This window comes from Mycolicibacterium sp. TUM20985, from assembly GCF_030295745.1.
Taxonomy (GTDB): domain Bacteria; phylum Actinomycetota; class Actinomycetes; order Mycobacteriales; family Mycobacteriaceae; genus Mycobacterium.
The window spans coordinates 4,626,425-4,650,733 of sequence record NZ_AP027291.1 but is presented as its reverse complement, the minus strand read 5'-3'; the positions used below and the strand labels follow the sequence as shown (position 1 = coordinate 4,650,733).

At 67.6% G+C, this 24,309-nt stretch carries 22 protein-coding genes and 1 riboswitch; of the genes, 11 read left to right on the top strand and 11 right to left on the bottom strand.

Annotation, left to right across the window (positions count from 1 at the left end; all coding sequences use genetic code 11):
• Positions 1 to 47 precede the first annotated feature (47 nt).
• Both QUE68_RS22780 and QUE68_RS22775 read left to right on the top strand, forming a co-directional pair.
• Positions 48 to 902 carry a bifunctional methylenetetrahydrofolate dehydrogenase/methenyltetrahydrofolate cyclohydrolase gene (locus tag QUE68_RS22780; RefSeq protein ID WP_284228544.1) on the top strand — a complete coding sequence of 285 codons (855 nt, stop codon included), beginning with the start codon at positions 48 to 50 and terminating at the stop codon, positions 900 to 902.
• The gene (locus tag QUE68_RS22775) at positions 899 to 1,192 is read left to right on the top strand and encodes a DUF3017 domain-containing protein (protein ID WP_284235176.1); all 294 of its coding nucleotides are present in this window, start codon (positions 899 to 901) and stop codon (positions 1,190 to 1,192) included. Before QUE68_RS22780 ends, QUE68_RS22775 begins: the two co-directional genes overlap by 4 nt.
• 60 nt (positions 1,193 to 1,252) lie before the next feature.
• Here the strand turns inward: QUE68_RS22775 and QUE68_RS22770 are convergent, their stop codons facing one another.
• From QUE68_RS22770 to QUE68_RS22750, 5 genes are all read right to left on the bottom strand, one after another.
• Positions 1,253 to 2,110 (bottom strand): endonuclease domain-containing protein, encoded by an 858-nt coding sequence (locus tag QUE68_RS22770; protein WP_284235177.1) that lies wholly within the window; start codon positions 2,108 to 2,110, stop codon positions 1,253 to 1,255.
• A gap of 115 nt (positions 2,111 to 2,225) precedes the next feature.
• Positions 2,226 to 2,975 (bottom strand): class I SAM-dependent methyltransferase, encoded by a 750-nt coding sequence (locus QUE68_RS22765; RefSeq protein WP_284228541.1) that lies wholly within the window; start codon positions 2,973 to 2,975, stop codon positions 2,226 to 2,228.
• A complete protein-coding gene (metX, locus tag QUE68_RS22760) occupies positions 2,972 to 4,105 on the bottom strand; it encodes a homoserine O-acetyltransferase MetX (RefSeq protein WP_284228540.1) in 1,134 nt (377 codons plus the stop codon). The genes QUE68_RS22765 and metX overlap by 4 nt, the downstream gene beginning before the upstream one ends.
• An 11-nt stretch (positions 4,106 to 4,116) precedes the next feature.
• Positions 4,117 to 5,454, bottom strand: coding sequence for a bifunctional o-acetylhomoserine/o-acetylserine sulfhydrylase (locus tag QUE68_RS22755; protein ID WP_284228539.1), 1,338 nt, complete (start codon positions 5,452 to 5,454; stop codon positions 4,117 to 4,119).
• A 134-nt stretch (positions 5,455 to 5,588) separates the two neighbouring features.
• Positions 5,589 to 5,709, bottom strand: a riboswitch (SAM riboswitch).
• Positions 5,710 to 5,769: 60 nt separating this feature from the next.
• A complete protein-coding gene (locus QUE68_RS22750) occupies positions 5,770 to 6,840 on the bottom strand; it encodes an esterase/lipase family protein (RefSeq protein ID WP_284228538.1) in 1,071 nt (356 codons plus the stop codon).
• 171 nt (positions 6,841 to 7,011) lie between these two features.
• Here QUE68_RS22750 and QUE68_RS22745 point away from each other — a divergent pair, with 171 nt between their 5' ends.
• Entirely contained in the window at positions 7,012 to 9,246 is a 2,235-nt protein-coding gene (locus QUE68_RS22745; protein ID WP_284228537.1) for an NADP-dependent isocitrate dehydrogenase, read from the top strand.
• 34 nt (positions 9,247 to 9,280) lie between these two features.
• Positions 9,281 to 10,498 carry an NADP-dependent isocitrate dehydrogenase gene (locus tag QUE68_RS22740; protein WP_284235178.1) on the top strand — a complete coding sequence of 406 codons (1,218 nt, stop codon included), beginning with the start codon at positions 9,281 to 9,283 and terminating at the stop codon, positions 10,496 to 10,498.
• 80 nt (positions 10,499 to 10,578) lie between these two features.
• Here QUE68_RS22740 and QUE68_RS22735 read toward each other — a convergent pair whose 3' ends face one another.
• A complete protein-coding gene (locus QUE68_RS22735; RefSeq protein ID WP_284235179.1) occupies positions 10,579 to 11,418 on the bottom strand; it encodes an alpha/beta fold hydrolase in 840 nt (279 codons plus the stop codon).
• A gap of 74 nt (positions 11,419 to 11,492) precedes the next feature.
• On the opposite strand from QUE68_RS22735, the gene QUE68_RS22730 reads away from it, so the two are divergent.
• On the top strand, positions 11,493 to 12,293 hold the full coding sequence (locus tag QUE68_RS22730) for an exodeoxyribonuclease III (RefSeq protein ID WP_284235180.1): 801 nt from the start codon (positions 11,493 to 11,495) through the stop codon (positions 12,291 to 12,293).
• On the opposite strand, the gene QUE68_RS22725 is transcribed toward QUE68_RS22730, so the two are convergent.
• Complete coding sequence (locus tag QUE68_RS22725; protein ID WP_284235181.1) at positions 12,242 to 12,898, bottom strand: TIGR03086 family metal-binding protein; 657 nt, start codon at positions 12,896 to 12,898, stop codon at positions 12,242 to 12,244. The genes QUE68_RS22730 and QUE68_RS22725 overlap by 52 nt on opposite strands.
• Positions 12,899 to 12,949: 51 nt before the next feature.
• Here QUE68_RS22725 and QUE68_RS22720 point away from each other — a divergent pair, with 51 nt between their 5' ends.
• Genes QUE68_RS22720 through yhjD form a run of 3 tightly spaced genes read left to right on the top strand, consistent with a single transcriptional unit; the run spans position 12,950 to position 15,475 of the window.
• Complete coding sequence (locus QUE68_RS22720; RefSeq protein ID WP_284228532.1) at positions 12,950 to 13,381, top strand: MarR family winged helix-turn-helix transcriptional regulator; 432 nt, start codon at positions 12,950 to 12,952, stop codon at positions 13,379 to 13,381.
• 24 nt (positions 13,382 to 13,405) lie between these two features.
• The gene (gene trpS / locus QUE68_RS22715; RefSeq protein ID WP_284235182.1) at positions 13,406 to 14,434 is read left to right on the top strand and encodes a tryptophan--tRNA ligase; all 1,029 of its coding nucleotides are present in this window, start codon (positions 13,406 to 13,408) and stop codon (positions 14,432 to 14,434) included.
• 15 nt (positions 14,435 to 14,449) lie between these two features.
• Entirely contained in the window at positions 14,450 to 15,475 is a 1,026-nt protein-coding gene (gene yhjD / locus QUE68_RS22710) for an inner membrane protein YhjD (RefSeq protein ID WP_284235183.1), read from the top strand.
• Positions 15,476 to 15,478: 3 nt separating this feature from the next.
• Here yhjD and QUE68_RS22705 read toward each other — a convergent pair whose 3' ends face one another.
• From QUE68_RS22705 to QUE68_RS22690, 4 genes are all read right to left on the bottom strand, one after another.
• On the bottom strand, positions 15,479 to 16,720 hold the full coding sequence (locus QUE68_RS22705) for a D-alanyl-D-alanine carboxypeptidase family protein (RefSeq protein WP_286274509.1): 1,242 nt from the start codon (positions 16,718 to 16,720) through the stop codon (positions 15,479 to 15,481).
• A 161-nt stretch (positions 16,721 to 16,881) separates the two neighbouring features.
• On the bottom strand, positions 16,882 to 17,883 hold the full coding sequence (locus tag QUE68_RS22700; protein ID WP_284228528.1) for an SMP-30/gluconolactonase/LRE family protein: 1,002 nt from the start codon (positions 17,881 to 17,883) through the stop codon (positions 16,882 to 16,884).
• 23 nt (positions 17,884 to 17,906) lie between these two features.
• On the bottom strand, positions 17,907 to 19,292 hold the full coding sequence (locus tag QUE68_RS22695) for an aspartate aminotransferase family protein (protein WP_284228527.1): 1,386 nt from the start codon (positions 19,290 to 19,292) through the stop codon (positions 17,907 to 17,909).
• Positions 19,289 to 19,810: an Lrp/AsnC family transcriptional regulator gene (locus QUE68_RS22690; protein ID WP_284228526.1), complete on the bottom strand. Its 522-nt coding sequence runs from the start codon at positions 19,808 to 19,810 to the stop codon at positions 19,289 to 19,291. The genes QUE68_RS22695 and QUE68_RS22690 overlap by 4 nt, the downstream gene beginning before the upstream one ends.
• Before the next feature lie 123 nt (positions 19,811 to 19,933).
• On the opposite strand from QUE68_RS22690, the gene QUE68_RS22685 reads away from it, so the two are divergent.
• The 3 genes from QUE68_RS22685 to QUE68_RS22675 are packed head-to-tail and all read left to right on the top strand — an operon-like array spanning position 19,934 to position 24,266.
• A complete protein-coding gene (locus QUE68_RS22685; protein ID WP_284235186.1) occupies positions 19,934 to 21,409 on the top strand; it encodes a gamma-aminobutyraldehyde dehydrogenase in 1,476 nt (491 codons plus the stop codon).
• Positions 21,406 to 22,605 (top strand): enhanced intracellular survival protein Eis, encoded by a 1,200-nt coding sequence (locus QUE68_RS22680; protein ID WP_286274508.1) that lies wholly within the window; start codon positions 21,406 to 21,408, stop codon positions 22,603 to 22,605. Before QUE68_RS22685 ends, QUE68_RS22680 begins: the two co-directional genes overlap by 4 nt.
• 59 nt (positions 22,606 to 22,664) lie before the next feature.
• Positions 22,665 to 24,266 carry a gamma-glutamyltransferase family protein gene (locus tag QUE68_RS22675; protein WP_286274507.1) on the top strand — a complete coding sequence of 534 codons (1,602 nt, stop codon included), beginning with the start codon at positions 22,665 to 22,667 and terminating at the stop codon, positions 24,264 to 24,266.
• Positions 24,267 to 24,309 lie beyond the last annotated feature (43 nt).

Sequence of the window (24,309 nt, the reverse complement as noted above, 5' to 3'; positions counted from 1 at the left end):
GATGCCAGAATGGTGACGGGGCGAGCGAAGCGACGGGAGAAGGCCACGTGGGTGCAATCACCTTGGACGGCAAGGCGACGCGCGACGAGATCTTCGTCGACCTCAAGCAGCGGGTGGCGGCGTTGACCGCCGCGGGGCGGACGCCGGGGCTGGGGACCGTGCTCGTCGGTGACGACCCTGGCTCGCAGGCCTACGTGCGGGGCAAGCACGCCGACTGCGCGAAGGTGGGCATCAATTCGATCCGCCGCGACCTGCCCGCCGACATCAGCCAAGCGGCGCTCGACGACACCATCGACGAGTTGAATGCCAACCCCGAGTGCACCGGCTACATCGTGCAGCTGCCGTTGCCCAGACATCTCGATGAGAACGCGGCACTGGAACGCATCGATCCGGCGAAGGACGCCGACGGTCTGCATCCCACGAACCTCGGGCGGCTGGTGCTCAACGAGCCGGCTGCGCTGCCGTGCACGCCGCGCGGGATCGTGCATCTGCTGCGCCGTTTCGAGGTGCAGATCGCCGGGGCACACGTCGTGGTCATCGGCCGCGGTGTCACCGTGGGCCGGCCGCTGGGGCTGCTGCTCACCAGACGCTCGGAGAACGCGACGGTGACGTTGTGCCACACCGGCACTCGCGATCTGCCCGCCCTCACCCGACAGGCCGACATCATCGTCGCCGCGGTCGGTGTGCCGCACATGGTGACCCCGGAGATGGTGAAGCCGGGTGCCGCGGTGGTCGACGTCGGGGTGAGCCGCGACGCGGACGGCAAGCTCGTCGGTGACGTGCATCCTGGGGTGTGGGACGTCGCCGGTCACGTGTCGCCCAACCCCGGTGGTGTGGGCCCCTTGACGCGGGCGTTCCTGCTCACCAACGTCGTCGAGCTCGATGAGGCGAAACGAACTTGACCGCAAGGGGTTTCGTGCAGAAGGTGCTGACGGCCCAGTGGCCCATCCTCACCGTCGGCCTGTTCCTGCTCGCGGCCTTCGCGCTGGTGGTGGCGGGGTATTGGCGGCGCGGAGCTCTGGTGTTGGCGATCGGCGTCGGCGTGGCTGCGGTGATGCGCATGGCGTTGACCGACGACCGGGCCGGTCTGCTGGTGGTGCGATCGCGCACGATCGACATCGCCACCACGGCAACGGTCAGCGCTGCGCTGATCTACATCGCGTTGACGATCGACCCGCTGGGCACTAGCTAGGTCGCCGACTGCCCGTTTGTTGCACGCAAACGGCGACATTGCCCGTCAACAAGCGCGCGATCAGCGGAACCCGCGTGCTCGCAACGCCTGTCGGACCCGTTGCACCACCCGCGGCTGCTGATAGCGCAATTGCCGAGCGCTGAGGCGCACGATGGACCAGCCCTTGGCGGCCAGGAACTCCAGACGGTCGATGTCGTTGGCGTGGCTTTCGGGATCTGCCCAATGCTGCTCGCCGTCATACTCGGCGCCCACCATCCACTGAGGCCAGCCCATGTCGATTCGACGCACGATACGACCCTGACTGTTCGCAACGGGGATTTGCGTCACCGGGCGGGGAAGTTCCGACTGGACGAAGAGCAACCGCAGTCGTGTCTCCTGTGGGGACTCCGCCCCGGCGTCGACGAAGCTCATCACGTTCTGCAGGCGGCGAATGCCTCGGGCACCTGGATGGAATTCGATGAGGCCCGAAACGGATTGCGGTGTCACCGAAGTCGCGTTGAGCAGTGCGTCGATGCGAATCACCGCGGTATGGAGGGGAAGCCGCCTACCAAGGTCGTACGCCGTTCGGGCGGCGGTGGTGCTGGCCATGGCGTCGATCGTGCACACCTCGGCCGGGCGCAGCTCGTAGCTGCGAACGGTGATGCCGTTCGGCGGGGGCCGCCGGGAGTGCAAGACCTCCACCGGCGCGTGCTCTGGGATCCACTTGCTGCCCAGAACCGCGGCGGCAGAGTGCCCGACGAGGGTCGCCTTGCGATCCGACCACAGCCACGCCGCCCTGGCCCTGTCGCGAGGCGTCAACTCGACGCCCTTCCTGACGTATACGTTGCGGTGCAGCTTGGTGTAGCTACGGTTCAGGTCGCGGCGGGTGAGGCTGCCATCGGCAAGGACCTCCGTGGCCACGACGATTCGGTCGGACACCCCATAATCGTGGGCCACGGCGACGGGCTGTCTCGGCACCAATTTCCACCGTCGACTGCACGCATGTTGAACGCAAACGTCGAGTGATCCAGTCAACAAGCGGGCAGTCGCCGAATCAGGCCAACGTGGCCCGCACTCCGACCGTGATGTAGGGCAGGGCCAGCCCGGTGGCGTTCGCGAGCGCGGGATGGGTGCGCAGCAGCTCCCGGACGTCTTCGAGCGTCTTCGAGCGCACCGCCGCCGGGGAGGTGATGCAGTAGCTTCGCGAGGCGACGAGATCGATGAGCGCTTGTGGCGTCAGGTAACTCGTCCATTCGAACTGTTGGCGTTCCAGGCCGGAGAACGGATGCGGCAGCGAGACCTGACGGCTGAACGGGTCTTCTTCATGGCCCACGATGCGGCCGAGATCCTTGACCCAACCCAGGCGTTCGTCGCGGGTGTTCCACACCAGCCCGAGTCGACCGCCGGGACGGAGCACCCTCGCGACCTCCTTGATGGCGCGCTCGGGGTCGAACCAGTGCCACGCCTGGGCCACCAGAACCGAGTCGACGCTGCTGTCGGGCAGGGGAATCTCCTCGGCGCTGCCGAGCAGGGCAGGGGTGTCGGGCAGCGACCGGCTGAGGACCTCGAGCATCTCGGGAATGGGATCCACCGCGACGACGTCTAGGCCCCGTTCGACGAGCCGGACCGTCAACTTGCCGGTGCCCGCACCGAGATCGAGGACGTTGCGCGCACCGTCCTGCAACAGCCAGTCGATGGCTTCCGGCGGATAGGACGGGCGGCCCCGCTCGTAGGCGGCGGCCTCCTCACCGAACGACAGCGACTGGCGTACCTTTGCGCTCGCGCGCGACTCGTCGGCGCTCACGTGGACGCGAACTCCAATGTCTGGCGGATCAATTCGTAGACGGCGTCGGTCTCGACGAGGAACCCGTCGTGGCCGTAGATCGAGTCGACGACGTTCAGCTCCGTACAGGTCGGCAGCAGGTCGGCCAGCTCCTGCTGCAATCGCAACGGATAGAGCCGGTCGGAGGTGATGCCGCCGACGACCACCCGTGCCGTCACCCGGCGCAGCGCCGCCGCCACGCCGCCTCGCCCGCGGCCGACGTCATGACTGCTCAGCGCGTCCGTCAGCACGACGTAGGTGCCAGCGTCGAACCGCCGCGCGAGTTTGGCGCCCTGATGCTCCAGATAACTCTGTACTGCGTAGCGGCCACCGGTCGTCGGAACCTCGTCGCCCTGACCGTCGTTGGCGAAGCGGTCGTCCAGCTCGGCTTCGCCGCGGTAGGTGAGATGGGCGAAGCGCCTGGCGATCTCGATGCCGGTGTCGGGTGTGCGGCCGGTGTCGTGGTAATCGCCGTGCTGCCAGTCCGGGTCCGCCTTGATGGCCGACACCTGCGTGCTCTGCGTGCCGATCTGGTCGGCCGTGGCGCGGGCGCCCACGGCGAGAACCAGTGCGGCACGGGCGGTGTCGGGATGCCCTACGATCCACTCCAAGGCGCGGGCGCCACCCATCGAGCCACCCACGACCGCGGCGACCTGGGTGATGCCGAGTGCCGAGAGTGCGGCCAGGTCGGCGTTCACCTGATCGCGGACGGTGATGGCGGGGAAGCGCGAACCCCACGGCTTGCCATCGGGGGCAAGCGAACTGGGCCCCGTCGAGCCGCGGCAGCCACCCAACACATTGGTGGCGATCGCGCACCAACGCGAGGTGTCGATGGGTGCGCCGGGCCCTGCCACGCCGTCCCACCAGCCGGGGGTCGGGTGATCGGGACCCGCTGGACCGGTGATGTGCGAGTCGCCGGTCAACGCGTGCAGCACGACGACCGCGTTGTCGCGTTCGGTCGACAGCTCCCCCCATCGCTGGATGGCGATGGAGACGTCGTCGAGTACCACGCCGGACTCGAGTGTCAACGAGCCGATGTCGACGACCCCGATCTCACCCTCGGCGGGCAGGGTCGCGAGGGCGGCGTCCGGAGCGTGTTCGGTGAGCGTCACATTCGGCGCTCTCACACCGTGACCGCGGATTGAGAGGCATCGGCGACCGCCTTCGCCGCGACGAAGCCCTGCTCGAGGTCGGCCAGGATGTCGTCGATCCCCTCGATGCCGACGGCCAACCGCACCAGGCCGGGGGTGACGCCGGTCGCGAGCTGTTCTTCGGGGGAGAGCTGCGCGTGCGTCGTCGACGCGGGGTGGATCACCAGCGACCGCACGTCGCCGATGTTGGCGACGTGACTGTGCAGGGTCAGCGCATTGACGAACGCCTTGCCCGCTTCGATGCCACCGGCCAGCTCGAACGCCAGTACGGCCCCGGTTCCCTTGGGCGCCAACTTCTTTCCGAGCTCGTACCACGGTGACGTCGGTAGTCCCGCGTAGTTGACCGACACCACGCCGTCGTGGTCGCTGAGGAACTCGGCGACCCGCTGGGCGTTGGCCACGTGTCGCTCCATGCGCAGGCTCAGCGTCTCGAGGCCCTGCGCGATGAGGAACGCGTTGAACGGGGAGCCGGCCGAACCTAGGTCGCGCAGCAGCTGGACCCGCGCCTTGAGCGCGAAGGCCGGCGGGCCGAGCTCGGCGAACACCACGCCGTGGTAGCTCGGGTCGGGGGTGGTGAAACCGGGGAAGCGGCCGCTCGCCGTCCAGTCGAAGTTGCCGCTGTCGACGATGACGCCCGCAATCGTCGTGCCGTGCCCGCCGAGGTACTTGGTGGCCGAGTGCACGACGATGTCGGCGCCATGCGCGATCGGCTGAATCAGATACGGGGTCGCGATGGTGTTGTCGACGATCAGCGGCACGCCGTTCTCGTGCGCCACGCCCGCCACGCCGGGGATGTCGAGGACGTCGATCTGCGGGTTGGAGATCGTCTCCCCGAAGAACGCCTTGGTGTTGGGCCGCACGGCCGCCCGCCACGAGTCGAGATCGTCGGGGTCGTCGACGAAGGTGGTCTCGATGCCGAGCTTCGGCAACGTGTAGTGGAAGAGGTTGTACGTGCCGCCGTACAGCCGGGGGGAGGAGACGAGATGATCTCCCGCGCCGGCGATATTGAGGATCGCGAACGTCTCCGCGGCCTGACCCGAGGACAGGAACAGGGCCGCGACGCCACCTTCGAGGGCCGCGATGCGTTGCTCGACGACGTCCTGCGTGGGGTTCATGATGCGGGTGTAGATGTTGCCCGGCTCGGCCAGGCCGAACAGTGCTGCGGCGTGGTCGGTGTCTCTGAACGCGTACGACGTGGTCTGGTAGATCGGCAGTGCCCGCGCACCGGTCGCGAGGTCGGGGGTCTGGCCGGCGTGCACCTGCTTGGTCTCGAACGCCCAGTTGGCGGTCGGATCGATGTCATTGGTCACGAGGATGGCTCCTGAAGATGAGAAGGGGGTGCCCAGCAAGGCACGAATCAAGTCCGGGAATGGTTCAGCGACAACTGCACAACGTGGGCCTCCGCACCAGGTTTCCCTGTCTACTCTGGGGGCCCGTCATGGCGGGCCCGCGCTTGCCGTGTAGCCGACTTCGGCTACTCAACCTGGTCAATCACCCGGGGCACCCCACCGCGGTTGGAGGGTTGCCGGCCAGCGAGCCGGGGCTTGACGCTGGCACTCATGACCGAGAGGAAGCCTATCTCAACGAGGCAAGGGGGTGCCAGTGGGATTCACCGGCGGCCGCGGTCAGGCCGGGCAACCCTCACGGTTGGGTGCCTCGAGCGCCTTCGGTGCGTCCTCGATGGCGTCGTGCACCGCGTCGAAGACCTGCGGATCCCACGTCAGTGCCACTTTCCAGTCCAGCCCGGCGGCATTGGAGACGAAGATGCTGTGGGCGTCGTCGAAGGTGTAGCAGCGACGGTGGGGGAGGACCGGGTCGTCGACGTCGACGGCCTGCGCGCTGCGAAGGGCCACCAGGCCGTCGTTCGGCCAGACCGCGAGGTTGGCGGTCCGCCCGGCGGGCGCGGTGAACTTCTTGCCGCCGATCAACACGACCGGGATCTTGTCCAGCACGCCGGCCTGGAACTCGTTCCAGCCGTCCTTGCCCATCAGATAGGTCTGGTTGACTTCGCGGCCCGAGCCGGCCATCAGCCTCAAGACCTCGGCCTTGAAGCCGGTCATCGCGGTCTCGCACAGCTTGTCGCCAAGGCAGTCGGTCAAAGGCACGATGTCGTTGGCGTAGTCGGACAGGTAGGAGCCCTGCCAGGGTGTGCCGAGCGTGGTCAGCGAGCGGATGTGCACCGGGGAGTTGGTCGTGGTCAGCACCCGGATCGCGGATCGTGAGTACAGCCCGCCCATCGAGTGCGCGACGAAGTCGACGTCGGTGACGCCCTTCTCGGTGTGCAGCCACGTCAGGAAGCGCGCCAGATGTTCACCCGCAGTGTCGATGCTGCCGGTGGAGTCGACGGTCATGTTCTCCGGCAGCGTGACCGGGCAGACTCCGAACGGGCCGAAACCCGTCTGGTCCGCCACCTGCCCGCGGCGGGCCATGGCCGGTGAGGTGTACACGGTGTAGCCCCGCCCGAGCAGGGATTCGCGCAGTGCGGTGTCGGTGTTCCCGGCCGCCAAACCGGTGGAGCAGGCCTGGTCGGGGGTGGTGAACGGGCTGGTCGCGTCGCCGCCCGACACGATCACGACGGCTTGTGCGGCGGTGCGCTTCTCGGGTTGTGGGGCCGGCTCGCTGGGCTTGTCGCTGCTGCAGCCCGTCATCAGCGCGATGGCCGTAGCCACCACGGTCCCCGCCAAGATTCGTCGCACGAAGCGGGATGCTAGCCGCCGAGGGGGGTGGCCGCGGGCCGGATTGATCATGTTCGACTCGGGTACCCATCGCCCCAAGCCACGTCTGACGCGGGCGCTGCGCGTAGGTTCGTATCCGACGCGATACTTGACCTTGAATGCCGACTAACCGTGACAACGGGAGATTGATAAGTGACTGAGCAGCCGACCATCATCTACACGCTGACCGACGAGGCGCCGCTGCTTGCGACGTACGCCTTCCTGCCGGTGGTGCGGGCCTTCGCCGGTGCGGCGGGCATCGACGTGAAGACCAGCGACATCTCCGTGGCGGCCCGCATCCTGGCCGAGTTCTCCGATTACCTGACCGACGAGCAACGCGTGCCCGACAACCTCTCCACGCTCGGTGAGCTGACGCAGCGCCCGGAGACGAACATCATCAAGCTGCCGAACATCAGCGCGTCGGTGCCGCAGCTGCTGGCGGCCATCAAGGAGTTGAAGGCCAAGGGTTACGACCTTCCCGACTACCCGGGTGAGCCGAAGAACGAGGAAGAGAAGAAGCTCAAGGAGCGCTACGGCACGTGCCTCGGCAGCGCGGTGAATCCGGTTCTGCGCGAAGGTAACTCGGATCGTCGGGCCCCCAAGGCGGTCAAGGAGTACGCCAGGAAGCATCCGCACAGCATGAGCCCGTGGTCGCAGGCGTCACGCACCCACGTGGCGACCATGAACCACGGCGACTTCTACCACGGCGAGAAGTCGCTGACGCTGGACAAGAACCGCACCGTCAAGATGGTGCTGGAGACCAAGCGCGGCGAGACGATCGTGCTCAAGCCCGAGGTGAAGCTGGACGACGGCGACGTCATCGACAGCATGTTCATGAGCAAGAAGGCGCTCTGCGACTTCTACGAAGAGCAGATGGAGGACGCGTACGAGACCGGCGTGATGTTCTCGCTGCACGTCAAGGCGACGATGATGAAGGTCAGCCACCCCATCGTCTTCGGCCACGCGGTGAAGGTCTTCTACAAGGACGCGTTCGCCAAGCACCAGAAGCTGTTCGACGAGCTGGGGGTCAACGTCAACAACGGGCTGTCCGATCTCTACGACAAGATCGAAACGCTGCCCGCCTCACAGCACGAGGAGATCGTCCGGGACCTGCACGCCTGCCACGAACATCGGCCGGAGCTCGCAATGGTGGACTCCGCCAAGGGAATCTCGAACTTCCATTCGCCCAGCGACGTCATCGTGGACGCGTCGATGCCCGCGATGATTCGTCTCGGCGGCAAGATGTACGGCGCCGACGGGCGCACCAAGGACACCAAGGCCGTCAACCCGGAATCCACCTTCTCCCGGATCTACCAAGAGATCATCAACTTCTGCAAGACGCACGGCCAGTTCGATCCGACGACGATGGGCACCGTTCCCAACGTGGGCCTGATGGCGCAGAAGGCCGAGGAGTACGGCAGCCATGACAAGACCTTCGAGATCTCCGAGGACGGCGTCGCCAACATCGTCGACGCCGACAGCGGTGAGGTGCTGCTGACGCAGGACGTCGAGGCCGGCGACATCTGGCGCATGCCGGTGGTCAAGGACGCGCCGATCCGCGACTGGGTCAAGCTGGCGGTCACCCGCGCGCGTGACTCCGGTATGCCGGTGGTGTTCTGGCTCGACCAGGAGCGGCCGCACGAGAACGAGCTCCGCAAGAAGGTCAACGCCTATCTCGCCGAGTACGACACCGAGGGTCTCGACATCTCGACGATGAGCCAAGAGCGGGCCATGCGGCACACGATCGAACGGGCGATGCGCGGCCAGGACACCATTGCCGCCACCGGCAACATCCTGCGCGACTACCTCACCGATCTGTTCCCCATCCTGGAGCTCGGCACGAGCGCAAAGATGTTGTCCATCGTGCCGTTGATGGCCGGCGGCGGGTTGTACGAGACGGGGGCCGGCGGTTCCGCGCCCAAGCACGTCAGCCAGCTGGTCGAGGAGAACCACCTGCGCTGGGATTCTCTCGGTGAGTTCCTGGCGCTGGCGGTCAGCTTGGAGGACCTCGGCAAGAAGGAGGGCAACCAGCGGTCCCAGATCTTGGCCAAGACCCTCGATGCCGCGACCGGAAAGTTGTTGGACAACAACAAGAATCCGTCCCGCAAGACCGGTGAGCTCGACAACCGGGGGAGCCAGTTCTACCTCGCCATGTACTGGGCGCGCGAACTCGCCGACCAGACCGAGGACAAGGATCTGGCCGAGCACTTCGCACCGTTGGCGAAGACGCTGGCCGACAACGAGGAGACCATCGTCGCCGAACTCAATGAGGCGCAGGGTGATTCGGTCGACATCGGCGGCTACTACTACCCGGATCCGGAGAAGGTGACCGCGGTGATGCGGCCGAGCAAGACCTTCAACGCCGCGCTGGAGTCCGCGCAGGGCTGACGGCGCGACACCACGGAGGAGGCGACGGCGGCGCATGTCGAAGATCAAGGTCGAAGGCACGGTGGTCGAACTCGACGGTGACGAGATGACCCGCATCATCTGGAAGCTGATCAAGGACACGCTGATCCTGCCTCACCTCGACGTGGACCTCGAGTACTACGACCTCGGCATCGAGCACCGCGACGAGACCGACGATCAGGTCACCATCGACGCGGCCAACGCCATCAAGAAGCACCACGTGGGCGTCAAGTGCGCCACCATCACCCCGGACGAGGCCCGCGTCGAGGAGTTCGGCCTCAAGCAGATGTGGCTCTCGCCCAACGGCACGATCCGAAACATCCTGGGCGGCACAATCTTCCGGGCGCCCATCGTGATCAAGAACGTGCCGAGGCTGGTGCCCGGCTGGACCAAGCCGATCATCATCGGCCGGCACGCGTTCGGCGATCAGTATCGGGCGTTCAACACCAAGGTCGACAAGCCGGGAACGTTCACCGTGACGTTCACCCCGGACGACGGCAGCGAACCGATGGTGCACGACGTGGTGAAGATCCCCGACGGGGGTGGCGTCATCATGGGCATGTACAACTTCCGCAGGTCGATTCAGGACTTCGCCCGGTCGTCCTTCAAATATGCTCTGCAGCAGAACTATCCGGTCTATCTGTCGACGAAGAACACCATTCTCAAGGGCTATGACGGGATGTTCAAGGACGAGTTCCAGAGCATCTTCGACGAGGAGTTCAAGGCGGAGTTCGACGCCAAGGGACTCACCTACGAGCATCGCCTCATCGACGACATGGTGGCGTCCTGCCTCAAGTGGGAGGGCGGTTACGTGTGGGCCTGCAAGAACTATGACGGTGACGTCCAATCCGACACCGTCGCACAGGGTTACGGCTCGCTGGGCCTGATGACCTCGGTGCTCTTGACCCCGGACGGTCAGACGGTGGAGGCCGAAGCCGCGCATGGCACCGTCACCCGGCACTACCGGCAGCACCAGGCGGGCAAGCCCACGTCGACGAACCCGATTGCGTCGATCTTCGCGTGGACGCGGGGCCTGGAGCACCGCGGCAAGCTGGACGGCACCCCGGCGGTGATCGATTTCGCGGAGACGCTGGAGGAGGTCGTCATCGGCACGGTCGAGGACGGCTACATGACCAAGGATCTCGCCGTGCTCATCGGCACCGAACAGCCGTGGCAGACCAGCGAGGAATACCTCGCCACGATCGCCGATCACCTGACGAAGGCTCTGCGTTAACCCACCGTCTCCCGCGAGCGTGCGTGTCTGCGGGCGCCACGCCGGTGACTTTTAGGACTTTGCGCACGCTCGCAGAGGGCTCAGCCGGCGGGCGGGACCTGCCGCTGGGGCTCGGTGTGCTGAGCGACGAAGTCGGCGATCAGCTCCGTGATGCGACCGGGGGCCTCCAGCATCGGGATGTGGCCCAGACCCTCGAGCCGGATCACCGGCGTGCCTGCGGGCAGGTTGTCGACGAGGTACTTGTTGCCGCGCGGGTGGGGGAACACCCTGTCCTTCTCGCACAGCACCAGCTGGGTGGGGATGGCCACATGGGCGAGTCCGAGCAGTCCCGAGAGCCGCAGCGTCTTCATCAACAGCTGAAAGTAGGCCGTGCAGTGGGTCGCATCCTCGACGAGCGTGACCAGATCGGCGTGGCTGGGACCGTCGGCGGGTCCGCTCACGGCCAGGGTCGCAATGCGCTTGGCGAAGGGAAGGTCGAGGATGCGTGGCCCCAGAAGCCGCGCTGCCGCGAGCACGGGGGCACCGGCCAGGAACTTCAGCACCGTCTCGTACTTGGTCAGCGAATGCTGCGACCAGCCGCCCGCAGGCGCGATCGCGGTGAGGCTGCGGGCCCGGCCGCGGCGCTCCAGCTCGAAGCCCACCCAGCCGCCGAGGGAGTTGCCGACGATATGCGCGGTGTCCCAACCCAGCTCGTCCATCCGGCTCTCGACGTCGTCGACGAGGTGGGAGGTGTCCATGAACCACGACGGTGCGCGACGTCCGCCGTGGTGGCCGAGCATCGTGGGCGCCAGCACCTCGTACCGCCCGGTGTCCGCCAACTGCTCGGCGACCGTGCGCCAGACCGCCTGCGAGCAGAGGAAGGGGTGCAGCATCACGATCGGTTCTCCCGAACCGAGGTGGATCGGATCGCGCATCGTCATGTCGCCGACCCTAAGGTGATACCGGCGGTACCGCAAGAAAGGGTCGACGCGTCCCCGGCTAGGGTCTGTCTCCCGTGATCGTCAGCACCGTCAACGTCAACGGGATCCGCGCGGCCGTCAAGGAGCGCTCGTCCGAGAACCGCGGGCTGCTGCCCTGGCTTGCTGCGTCGCACGCCGACGTGGTGCGCCTGCAGGAGACCCGCGCCGATGACGAGCAGCTGGCCAAGTCGTTGGCACCCGCTCTGGCCGACGGCTGGCACCTCGCATCGGCGACGGCACACGTCAAGGGACGCAACGGCGTTGCGGTCCTGAGCCGCCAGCCGATCACCCGCACGCTCATCGGACCCGACGGCGGGGAGTTCGCCGCCCACGGCCGCTACCTCGAGGTCGACATCGCGGGCGTCACCACGGCCAGCGTCTACTTCCCCACGGGTGAGGCCGATACCGACCGGCAACTCGAGAAGGAACGCTTCATGGCCGCGGTCGCCGCCCGGATGGACGTGCTCCGCCACGACGGCCGCGACGCCGTGGTCTGTGGTGACTGGAACATCGGTCACACCGAGAACGACATCAAGGCGTGGAAGGCCAACCGCAAGAAGGCCGGGTTCTTGCCTGCCGAGCGGCAATGGCTCACCGACCTGCTGGCTACGGGCTGGGTGGACGTGGTTCGCGTGCTGCACCCCGACGTCGCGGGTCCGTACTCCTGGTGGTCTTGGCGCGGCCGGGCCTTCGACACCGACGCCGGATGGCGGATCGACTATCAGCTCGCCAATCGCCGGTTGGCCGACCGCGTCGTCTCGGCCAGGGTGGAGCGCGCCGACGCCTACGCGTTGCGCTGGTCCGACCACGCACCGGTGACCGTCGAATACGCCTGATTCCATTCCGGCCGCCGCCCCAGGTGGCGCAGGACGACGTCGAGATCACCCGCACCCGCGGGTTCGACGGCCCGCGCGAACGGTGCACCGGGCTGGTCGCGGAAGTCGCCGTCCGGCACGGCCCGCACGAGGGGTAGCACCGCGTCGACGACGTCGGTCGGTAGGACGAACGGGACCCCTAGTGTCGCGGCGACGTCCCAGCCGTGCGCGACGTAGTCCACGAAGTGAAACCCCATCGCCATCACGCCGGGTACCTTCACCCCGCCGAAGTCGGGTAGGACGAATTCGACGTCGGCGGCACCGTCGGTGGCGAAGGCGTCCAAGGCGTCGTGCGCGGCCGCAGCGTAGGTGCCCGCTGGATCGGCGGTGACCGAGGCGAGCACGGTCTCCGGTCGCCAGATTTCCTGGTCGCCACCGAAACCCCTTGCCGCAAAGCCGAATCCGCGGTGTTGAACGGTCATGTGCGTCAGCAGGTCGACCAGCGTCCACTCGGCGCACGGCGTTGGTCGGGTCAGGTCTTCCAGTCGAACGCCGTCGACCACGCTGATGGAGGCCAGCACGGCGACGCGGTGCAGGGGCAGGAGTTCGTACGTATTAGTATGCATACGCATATGATATGCGTCCGCACATGGTGTGGCAATGCCTACCATGGGGCGGTGTCGAAGTCGTCCCGTCGCCCCGATCTCGCCGCGATGCTCGTGCCGCTGGTAAGGGAGCTGATCGCCGCCGAGCAGCCGATCCTCGACGCGCACGGGCTCACGATGTGGGGGTACGTGGTGCTCTCTGCCCTGGACACGTCGTCGATGCGCACCCAGGCCGCCCTCGCCGACGCGATCGGCGCCGACAAGACGCGCATCATCCGCACCCTCGACCGCCTGCAGGACGACGGACACATCGAGCGTCAGCCCGACCCCGACGACCGCCGCGTGCGCCTGCTGGCCATCACCAAAGCCGGCCGGGCCGTCAAGGATGCCGTCCAGGCCGACATTCAGCGGGGTGAGGAACGCTGGCTCGGCGAACTCGACGCCGATGAGCGGCGCGTGTTCCTGGCGGTGCTGCGTCGGCTGACCCGTCACCAGACCGCATGACGGCAATGGAAGGATGGCCGCATCATGAGCACTGAGCACGATGGGGCGCCCGAACGAGTCGTCTTCTCCGGCGTGCAGCCGACGTCCGACTCCCTTCACCTCGGCAATGCGCTGGGGGCGGTCAGTCAGTGGATCGGGCTCCAGGACGGCTACGACGCCTACTTCTGCGTCGTCGACCTCCATGCCATCACCATCCCGCAGGATCCCGGCCAACTGCGCCAGCGCACGCTGGTGACCGCAGCGCAATACCTGGCACTGGGCATCGATCCGGCGAAGGCCTGCGTCTTCGTTCAGAGTCACGTGCCCGCCCATACCGAATTAGCTTGGGTGTTGGGGTGTTTCACGGGTTTCGGGCAGGCATCGCGGATGACCCAGTTCAAGGACAAGTCTCAGAAGGAGGGTGCGGACGCCACGACCGTCGGTCTCTTCACCTACCCGGTGCTGATGGCCGCCGACGTGCTGCTCTACGACACCGACCTGGTCCCGGTCGGCGAGGATCAGCGTCAGCACCTCGAGCTCGCCCGCGACGTCGCGCAGCGGTTCAACGCGCGGTTCCCCGACACGCTCGTCGTGCCCGACCCGATGATCCAGAGGGCGACGGCCAAGATCTACGACCTGCAGGACCCGTCCGCCAAGATGAGCAAGTCGGCGGCCACCGAGGCAGGGTTGATCAGCCTGCTGGACGATCCGAAGAAGACCGCCAAGAAGATTCGTTCCGCGGTCACCGACAGCGAGCGGGAGATCCGCTTCGATCGCGACGCCAAGCCGGGGGTGTCGAACCTGCTCACGATCCAGTCGGCCGTCACCGGCGTCGACGTCGACGTGCTGGTCGAGAGCTACTCGGGGCGCGGGTACGGCGACCTCAAGGCCGACACCGCCGACGCCGTCGTCGAGTTCGTCACCCCGATCAAGGCGCGGGTCGATGAAATGCTCGCCGATCCGGCCGAATTGGAGTCGGTGCTGGCCGCGGGTGCCCAGCGGGCCAACGACGTGTCTGCGAAGACGCTGCAGCGGGTATACGGCAAACTAGGGTTGCTCGATAGGCGCCACTAGCACCAGGAGGTCGGCGTGACCGAACCGGCCACGCCCGGCGTCATGGACCGGCTGCGGACCCGATTCCCGTGGTTCGACCGGGTCATGACGGCCCAGGCGCGCTACGACGACAGCAAGGGCGACTTCTATGCCGCCGGCATCACCTACTTCACGATCTTCGCGCTGTTCCCGCTGCTGATGGTCGCCTTCGCGGCGGGTGGCTTCGTGCTGGCGAATCGCCCCGACCTGCTCGCCGACGTCGAGGCGAAGATCAGGAGCGTGGTGACGGGCGACCTCGGTCAGCAACTGGTCGAATTGATGGACTCGGCGATCGACTCCCGAACGTCGATAGGCGTCATCGGCCTGGCCACCGCCGCCTGGGCGGGGCTGGGTTGGATGGCCAACCTGCGGGAGGCCCTCAGCCAGATGTGGGGTCTGCAGCGCGGTGAGCCGCTCGGCTTCGTCAAGACCAAGGTCTCGGATCTGTTGGCGCTCCTCTCGGCATTCGCCGCGATCGTCGTCACCGTGGCGCTGTCACTGCTCGGCAACGGGACGGTGATGCGGCACGTGCTCGAGTGGATCGGCATTCCCGAGTTTCCGGCGCTGGGCATCCTGTTGCGGATCGCCTCGCTCGTGGTGTCCCTCGGCATCTCGTGGTTGTTGTTCACGTGGATCATCGCCCGCCTTCCGCGGGAGTCCGTGAGCTTCCGCAGCGCGGCCGGGGCCGGACTGCTCGCCGCCGTGGCGTTCGAGATCTTCAAGCTGGTGGCGTCGGTGTACCTGGCCTCGGTGCTGCAGGGTCCGGCGGGCGCCACGTTCGGCCCGGTGCTCGGTCTGATGGTGTTCGCCTACATCACCGCGCGGCTGATCCTGTTCGCGACGGCGTGGGCCGCGACGTCGCCGGACAACTTGGCCGCGGCGCCGGTGGGCCCGCCGGATCCTGTGGAGATCACCACCCGGGTTCAGCTGCGCGAAGGTCTCGGAGTCCGCGGCGCGATAGCCGCGGTCGGGGTCGGCGCCCTTGGTGCGCTTGGTCTCTCGCGACTGACGCGCCGGCGCTGACGCTCAGTCGGTGGGTCGCCGGTTCAGTGAGCGGGCGGCCATGATGAGGCCGAACACGATGACCGAACCGACCACGCCGACGCCGACCCGCACCGGCGTGGCGTCGGCATTGGGCAACGGTGACGCCGCGACGTCCTGGGCGGGGACGTTGTCCCCCAGCGGGTTGGCCTCCCTGGCCACCAACGACGGGTCCGGTTCGATGAGCGACCCGATCTTCGTTCCCGGTGCCGTGGCGAAGCCGTAGTCCAGCAGGTGCGCGGCCTGCTCCCAGGGGGCGATGGGCAGCCGCGTGCCGCGCATCATGATCGCGACGAGCCGTCGACCGTCGCGCTCGGCGGCCCCGACGAACGTCTGACCCGCGTCGTCGGTGTAGCCGGTCTTGCCGCCCAGCGCGCCCGGGTAGTTGTACAGCAGCTGGTTGTCGTTCTCGAGCTGGTAGCCGGGGTTGTCCTCGCCGCCGTCGCGGGCCGGGTGCCCGGGGAAGTCGTATGTCTTGGTCGAGACGACGTTGGAGAACACGGCGTTCTGCCACGCGTAGCGGTAGAACAACCCCATGTCGTAGGCCGACGTACTCATACCGGGGCCGTCGAGGCCCGACGGGGTGGCGGCCCGGGTGTCGCGGCCGCTGAGCTTCCCGGCGAGGTCGTTGATCTTCTGCAGAGCGGTGTCCATGCCGCCGAGCTGACCCGCAAGGGCGTGGGCGGCGTCGTTGCCGGAGTGCATGAGCAGGCCGTGCAGGAGGTCGTTGACGGTGTACTTGCCGCCCTCGTCGACACCGACCCGGGTGCCCTCGGCGGCGGCGTCGTCGGCGGTTCCGATGACCTGCTTGTTGATCGGCAGCTCGCGCAGCGACTGCATGGCGACGAGCACCTTGATGATGCTGGCCGGACGGTGCCTGCCGTGCGGATCGCGCGCCGCGATGATGTCCCCGCTGTCGAGGTCGGCGACGATCCAGGCTTCGGCGGAGACGTCGTCGGGCACCGGCGGGGTATCGGGTGCGGTGATGATGCCGCAGCCGGAGAGCGCATCACCGCCCAGTGGCTTGGCGGGCACGGGCAGCGGCTGGGGCGGGTCACCTGCCTCGGGAACCTCGGAGCTGTCCACCGCCGGCGGCGTGACCACCCGGTACGGGCAGGCGTCGTCGGCGTTGGCCAGCGCCGGGCTGCCCAGCAGGCAGAGGGCGGTCAGGAAAGGGGTCGCCACCAGCGCAACAGCACGTCGGGTCACGGTCGGAAACGTCGCCATGGTGTCTGCAGATTAGGCGACGCGCGCCGGTTTTCGAGGTTGCCACGCTGTGACCAGAGTGGCCACTGCTGCCACTGGGGCTACCCGCCCGCGCCGACTGCACGCTTGTTCGCGGGCCCACTCGGCCGATGTGTACGACATGCGTGCACTCGGCGGTCAGGTCAGGTCAGGTCGAAGTAGGCGATCGTCGGCGCGCCGATCCCCGCGAGCCACACCCGGTCACCCTCCTGCACGACCCCGGTCGTCGACCCGAAGGCCGAGTGCCGGGCCCGCAACTGCGTCAGTACCCGGCCGTCGTCGGGGTCGAGCGCGATGATCCACACGATGGGCTTGACGTCGGGCAGCGCCCCGTAGGGCAAGCGCCACAGCAGCTTTCGCAGGCCGGGCGCCTTGGGTAGCAGCCATTCGGTGAACGCGTTGCGCTCGGAGACCATGGCGACCCAGATCCGGCCGTCGGGGCCGGTCGAGATGTTGTCCGGGTAGCCGGGCAGCGACTCCGTCAACGGGGTGACCGTGCCAGTCTGCGGGCCGGTGAGCCAGTACTTCGACACCCTGGCGCCCGTCGTCTCGGCGAACACCACGGCGGACTCGTCGGCGGTGAGCGTCACCCCGTTGGCGAAGTGCAGGCCGCCCACCAGTCGGGTGACCGTGCCGTCGGGGTCGCGGCGGAACAGCGACCCGGACGCACGCCCCTCCAGCACGGCCCCCTTGTAGTGCTCGTAGTGGAACCGATCGGTCGATTCCGTGAAGTACAGTGCGCCGTCCGATGATTCGACGACGTTGGAGCAGAACATCAGCGGCCGAGACTCGAACTGGTCGACCAGTGTCTCGACGTCGCCGGTGGCGGTGTCCATCGCCAGCAGTCCGCGGTGGCTGTCGCAGATCAGTAGTCGGCCGTCGCGGGCAACGGCAAGGCCGAGTGGTCGTCCACCGGTGTCACCGATGACCTCGTGGGATCCCGACTCGGAGTCGATGCGCATGATCTGGCCGCCGACGACCCCGGTGAACACGCCACCGCGGCCGTCGACGACCACGTCTTCCGGGGCGAAGCCCGGCAACGCCACGATCCTCAGCCGACGCACCAGATCGGGCCCGGGGAGCGGCCGTGACCGCGGGGCCTGCCATCGGACGGGATCGATCGACGGTTTGGTTGCTGGTGTCACCCGCGCGAGGGTACCGGTGGCACCTAGAGAAGGCGCCCGGCTTCGCTCAACACGCCGTTGAGGATGTCGTAGATGGCGTCGAACTCCTTCTGGCCGCAGATCAGCGGCGGCGCCAGCTGAACCACTGGGTCGCCACGGTCGTCGGCGCGGCAGTACAGGCCCGCCTCGAACAGCGCGGGGGTGAGGAAGCCGCGCAGTAGCCGCTCACACTCCTCGTCGTTGAAGGTCTCCTTGGTGGTCTTGTCCTTGACCAGCTCGATGCCGTAGAAGAAGCCCTCGCCGCGCACGTCGCCGACAATCGGCAGGTCGTGCAGCTTCTCGAGAGTCGCCTTGAAGGCGGGCGCCATCTCCTTGACGTGGTCGTTGATCCCCTCACGCTCGAAGATGTCGAGGTTGGCCAGCGCGACTGCCGCCGACACGGGGTGCCCGCCGAACGTGTAGCCGTGGCCGAACACTGTCTGCCCGTCGTTGAACGGCTCGAACAACCGGTCGCTGGCGATCATCGCGCCGATCGGGGAGTAGCCCGAGGTGAGTCCCTTGGCGCAGGTGATGATGTCGGGCACGTAGCCGAAGTCGTCGCAGGCGAACATGGAACCGATGCGCCCGTAAGCACAGATCACCTCGTCGGACACCAGCAGCACGTCGTACTCGTCGCAGATCTCGCGGACCCGCTCGAAGTATCCGGGCGGCGGAGGGAAGCAGCCGCCCGCGTTCTGCACCGGCTCGAGGAAGACCGCGCAGACCGTGTCGGGCCCTTCGAACTCGATGGCCTCGGCGATGCGGTCGGCGCAGTAGCGTCCCCACGCCTTGGGGTCCGTGCTGTACTGCTCGGGCGCCCGGTAGAAGTTGGTGTTGGGGACGCGAAAACCGCCGGGGGTCGGCGGATCGAACGGCGCCTTGAAGTCGGGGATGCCGGTGATGGCCAGCGCTCCCTGCGGGGTGCCGTGATAGGCGATGGACCGCGAGATCACCTTGTACTTACCCGGCTTGCCGGTCAGCTTGTAGTACTGCTTGGCCAGCTTCCAGGCGCTTTCGACGGCCTCGCCGCCGCCGGTGGTGAAGAACACCCGGTTCAAGTCGCCCGGCGCGTAGTTGGCGAGGCGCTCGGCGAGTTCGATCGCCGGAGGCGTGGCGAAGGACCACAGCGGAAAGAAGGCGAGCTGCTCGGCCTGCTTGGCGGCCGCCTCGGCCAGCTCGGCGCGGCCATGGCCGACCTGCACGACGAACAGCCCGGACAGGCCGTCGATGTACCTGTTGCCGTTGCTGTCCCAGATGTGGACGCCCTCGCCCCGGGTGATGATCGTCGGGGTGATGCCTTCGCCGTGGCGGGCGAAGTGGCCCCACAGGTGGCGGTTGGCCTTGGTGGCCATATCGGTGGATACGGTTGGATCTGATTCTACGAGTGTCATCTTGTGCCCCAATTGTATTGCTGTTTAACGAGTTTGAGGTAAACCAATGTTTCGGTGGATATCACCCCTGGTACGGCACGAATCTTCGTGTTGAGTAGGTCGAGTAGGTCGCCGTCGTCCTCGCAGACCACTTCGACGATGGCGTCGAACGATCCCGCAGTCAGCACCACGTAGTCGACGGACTCGATGTTGGCGAGCTTGTCAGCGATCTTCGTGGTGTCGCCGGTGCAGCGGATGCCGATCATCGCCTGGCGCGCGAACCCCAGTTGCATCGGATCGGTGACCGCCACGATCTGCATGACCCCGGCGTCGACCATCCGCTGGACGCGTTGGCGCACGGCGGCCTCGGACAGCCCGACCGCCTTGCCGATCCCCGCGTAGGACCGTCGGCCGTCTTGCTGCAGCTTCTCGATGATGGCCTTGGAGAGCTCGTCGAGTTGAAACGCCGCACCGGGTCGGGAATGGTTGATCCGCAGGGAGACGGCCCCAACGCTATGCGGACCCTCCCGATCGACCATGACGACGATTGTGCACGGATTCCGTCGTTCTGGGCAACCAAAGCCATGAAATCGTTGGTCCGACGCGATCGTCACGGCGGTAATGCGTAGCCCGCATTCAGGCGGTCGGCTAGATTTCCAACCATGAATTTGGCAAGCAGCTGGATCGACGGAGCCGATGCGCGGACCGCTGGCGAAGTGCACCGCATCGTCGATCCGGCGACGGGGAACGCGGTAGCCGAGTACGCGCTGGCGACGCCCGCCGACGTCGACCGCGCGGTGGCCTCGGCCCGTCGGGCCCTGCCGGGCTGGGCGACGGCGACCCCGGCGGAACGCTCGGCGGTCCTGGCCAAGCTGGCGCAGCTGGCCGGCGCGCACGCCGAGGCCCTGGTCGCCGAAGAGGTGAGCCAAACGGGTAAACCCGTCCGGCTCGCGACGGAGTTCGACATCCCCGGCAGCGTGGACAACATCGACTTCTTCGCGGGCGCGGCCCGGCACCTGGAGGGGAAGGCCACCGCCGAGTACTCGGGCGACCACACGTCGAGCATCCGTCGCGAAGCCATCGGCGTGGTCGCCACCATCACGCCGTGGAACTACCCACTGCAGATGGCGGTGTGGAAGGTCATCCCGGCACTCGCGGCGGGCTGCTCGGTGGTGATCAAACCCGCCGAGGTGACACCGCTGACCACGTTGACGCTCGCCCGGCTGGCCACCGAGGCGGGACTGCCCGAGGGTGTGCTCAACGTCGTCACCGGTGCGGGGGGCGACGTCGGCACGGCGCTCGCCGGGCACCGCGACGTCGACCTGGTGACGTTCACCGGCTCGACGGCGGTGGGCCGCAAGGTGATGGCGGCCGCTGCTCAGCACGGCCACCGCACGCAGCTCGAGCTGGGCGGCAAGGCGCCATTCCTGGTGTTCGACGACGCCGATCTCGACGCTGCGATCCAGGGTGCGGTAGCCGCGTCGCTGATCAACACCGGACAGGACTGCACCGCGGCCACCCGGGCCATCGTCGCGCGCGATCTGTACGACGACTTCGTGGCCGGTGTCGGTGAGGTGATGGGCAAGATCGTCGTCGGCGACCCGCAGGACCCCGACACCGACCTTGGCCCACTGATCACCGACGCGCACCGGGCAAAGGTGGCGGGCATGGTCGACCGCGCGACCGCGGAGGGCGGGCGCATCGTCACCGGCGGCAGTGCACCGGATCGACCCGGCTCGTTCTATCGGCCGACGCTGATCGCCGACGTCTCCGAGTCCTCGGAGGTGTACCGCAGCGAGATCTTCGGGCCGGTCCTCGTGGCGCGGTCGTTCACCGACGACGACGACGGCATCCGGCAGGCCAACGACACGGACTACGGGCTGGCCGCGTCGGCGTGGACGCGTGACGTCTACCGTGCCCAGCGCGCCTCCCGCGAGATCAAGGCTGGCTGCGTCTGGATCAACGACCACATCCCGATCATCAGCGAGATGCCGCACGGCGGTGTGGGAGCGTCCGGCTTCGGCAAGGACATGAGCGACTACTCGTTCGAGGAGTACCTCACCATCAAGCACGTCATGAGCGACATCACCGCGACGGCCGAAAAGGATTGGCACCGAATCATCTTTAGTAAACGATGAGTGAGGTCGGACCGGTGCTGCGCGATCTCGTCGAGGACGACTGGCCCGCGGTCGGGCTGCTCGCTGCGACCAGCTACGGATCGTTCTGGCACCCCGAGACCTTCACGGCGTGGCGGTCGCTCATGCCCGCCCGCAGTTCGGTCGTCGTCGGCGACGGTGACGATGTCGTGGGCATGGCGCATTACCTGGACCTCGAGCTCACGGTTCCCGGTGGGGCTATCTTGCCCGTCGCCGGCATCACGTGGGTGGGCGTCGCGCCGACGCACCGCCGACGTGGTCTGCTGCGCGAGATGTACACCGAGCTGCATCAGCGGTTTGCCGATGCCCGCTATCCGTTCGCCGCGCTGACGGCGACGGAGGGTGGGATCTACGGCCGGTTCGGCTACGGTCCCGCCACCGTCGACACCGAGCTGACCCTGGATCGGCGCTTCGCCCGCTTCCATCGTGACGCCCCCGATCCCGGTGGCGTGCGGGTGGTGCGGCCCGGTGAGCACCGCGCCGAGCTGGCCGCGATCTTCGACCGGTATCGACGTGCCACACCGGGCGGGATGGAGCGACCGGCACCGCTGTGGGACGACCTGCTGGCCGACTGGGCGGACTCGCGCGGCGGCGGCACCCCGTGGTGCTGCTTCCTGCATCCCGACGGCTACCTGCTCTACCGCGTGCACCGTGGTGCGTCGAGAAGCGTTCGGGTGGAGGAGTTCACGGCCGTCACACCCGAGGCGCACGCGGCGCTGTGGCGAGCGTTGATCGGCCTCGACCTGGTCGAGACGATCACCACCACCAGCCATCCGGCGGACCCCTTGCCGTACCTGTTGACCGATTCTCGGCTGGTGCGGACCACCGGTGCTGAGGACGGACTGTGGCTGCGCATCATGGACGTGCCGGTGGCGTTGGAGGCTCGCACCTATGCATCGGACCTCGACACCGTCATCGAGATCGGTGACGGATTCCGTTCCGACGGTGGACGATTCGCGCTGACGATCCGCGGCGGGAACGCCAGGTGCGTGCGCACCGACGCACCTGCGGAGTTCGCGACCGATCTCGAGGTGCTCGGCAGCCTGTACCTCGGTGTGCATCGGGTGACCCCGCTAGTGGCGGCGGGCCGCATCCGCGGTGGCACCCCGGAGTCCATCATTCAGTTCGATGCCGCCTTCCGCAGCGACGTCCCGGCGCAGCTGGGTTTCAACTTCTGACGGCGGTCGCCGCCACACGGACCTTCCGCGAACACCAACCCCGAGGGAGCAGTCCCACCGTGTTTACCTCCCGGCCCGGCACCTTCACCGGCGCCATCGCCACACCCCACGCCACGGCGACGGAGGCCGCGATGGCGGCCTACCGCGACGGCGGCAACGCCATCGACGCCGCCATCGCCGCGGCCGCCGTCCTCACCGTGGTGTATCCGCACAACGTGGCGCTCGGCGGGGATCTGATCGCGCTGGTACGCACGGCCGACGGTGCCGTGCACCACGTCAACGCCTCGGGGTGGGCAGGCTCCGCCGCCGATGCCGCCGCCATGCGGGCCAAGTACGGCGCGACGTTACCGGATCGCGGCGCGGACACCGTCACGGTTCCAGGCGGTGTACGTGGTTGGGAGACGTTGCGGGACTTTGGAAGTCGGCTCCCGTGGGAGCGCCTGCTACGACCCGCCGAGCGGGCAGCCAGGGACGGTGTGCCGGTGGCGGCGTCCCTGGCCGCCCACCTCGCCGACGCGGAGAACGCGGATCTGCACGGGCAGGAAGACTTCGACCGTGTGTTCCGACCCAATGGGCGGTTGCTTGGCCGCGGTGATCAGCTCCGGCAGCCGGCGCTGGCCGAGACCTTCGCGGCGCTCGCAGTCGGTGGCCCCGACGAGTTCTATGCCGGTGCCCTCGCCGCACGCACCGTGGAGTACCTGCGTTCCCACGGATCGGTGCTCGATGGCGCCGACTTCGCCGCGTTCCGGCCCGAGGTCACCGATCCCATCGCGGTGGACTTCCGTGGCCTGAGGGTGTTGACCAGCCCGCCGAATACCCATGGCTTCGTGATGCTTCGGGCGTTGCGCGCCATCGACGAACTCGGCATCGACGCGTCGTCGGGGGAGGGGATCGGAACGCTGATGCGGGTGTTCCACCACGGGAATGCCCTGCGATCGCGCTATCTGGGCGACCCGCGCGTCACCCCCGTGGACGTCACGGCCCTGGTCGACGACGACCTGTACGCCGTCAGCCCGCTGGTGGACGCGACCGTTCCGCGCCCGGTACCACGCGGCGACACCGTCGGCATCGCCGCCGCCGACAGCGACGGGATCGGGGTGTCGTTGATCCAGAGCGTGTATCACGCGTTCGGCGCCGGGCTCATCGACCCGCAGACCGGCATCCTCTTCCACGATCGCGGCACCAGCTTCTCCCTTCGCCCGCAGTCGCCAAACCTGTTGGCCGCCAGGAAGCGTCCGGCGCATACGCTGATGCCCATGATCGTGACCGAGAACGACGAACTGCGGCACGTGCTGGCGACGATGGGTGGGCAGGGGCAGCCGCAGATCCTCACCCAGGTCTTCCTGCGGCTGATGGCCGGGGCGACCGCCGCCGATGCCATCGCCGCCCCCCGCGCCATCGTGGGGCGACAGGTGTTCGGGGCGACGGAGCGGACCGTCGTCATCGAGTCGGACTCGGACCGGACGGCGGTGGCGGCCCTCCGGGCATCGGGCCTGTCGGTCGCCGAGGTCGCGCCGCACGCCGAGGAGCTCGGGCAAGCCAACGTGGTCACCGTCGACGCGAACGGGCAGCTCACTGCCGCAGCCGATCCGCGGGCGGATGGGTCTGGCATCGTGGCGCAGTACGCCCGCCACCCCCGTCCTGCCTCAGCGACACAGTGAGTCCAGATTCACGCCCGTTCGTGCACCGGCAACACGACCGGCA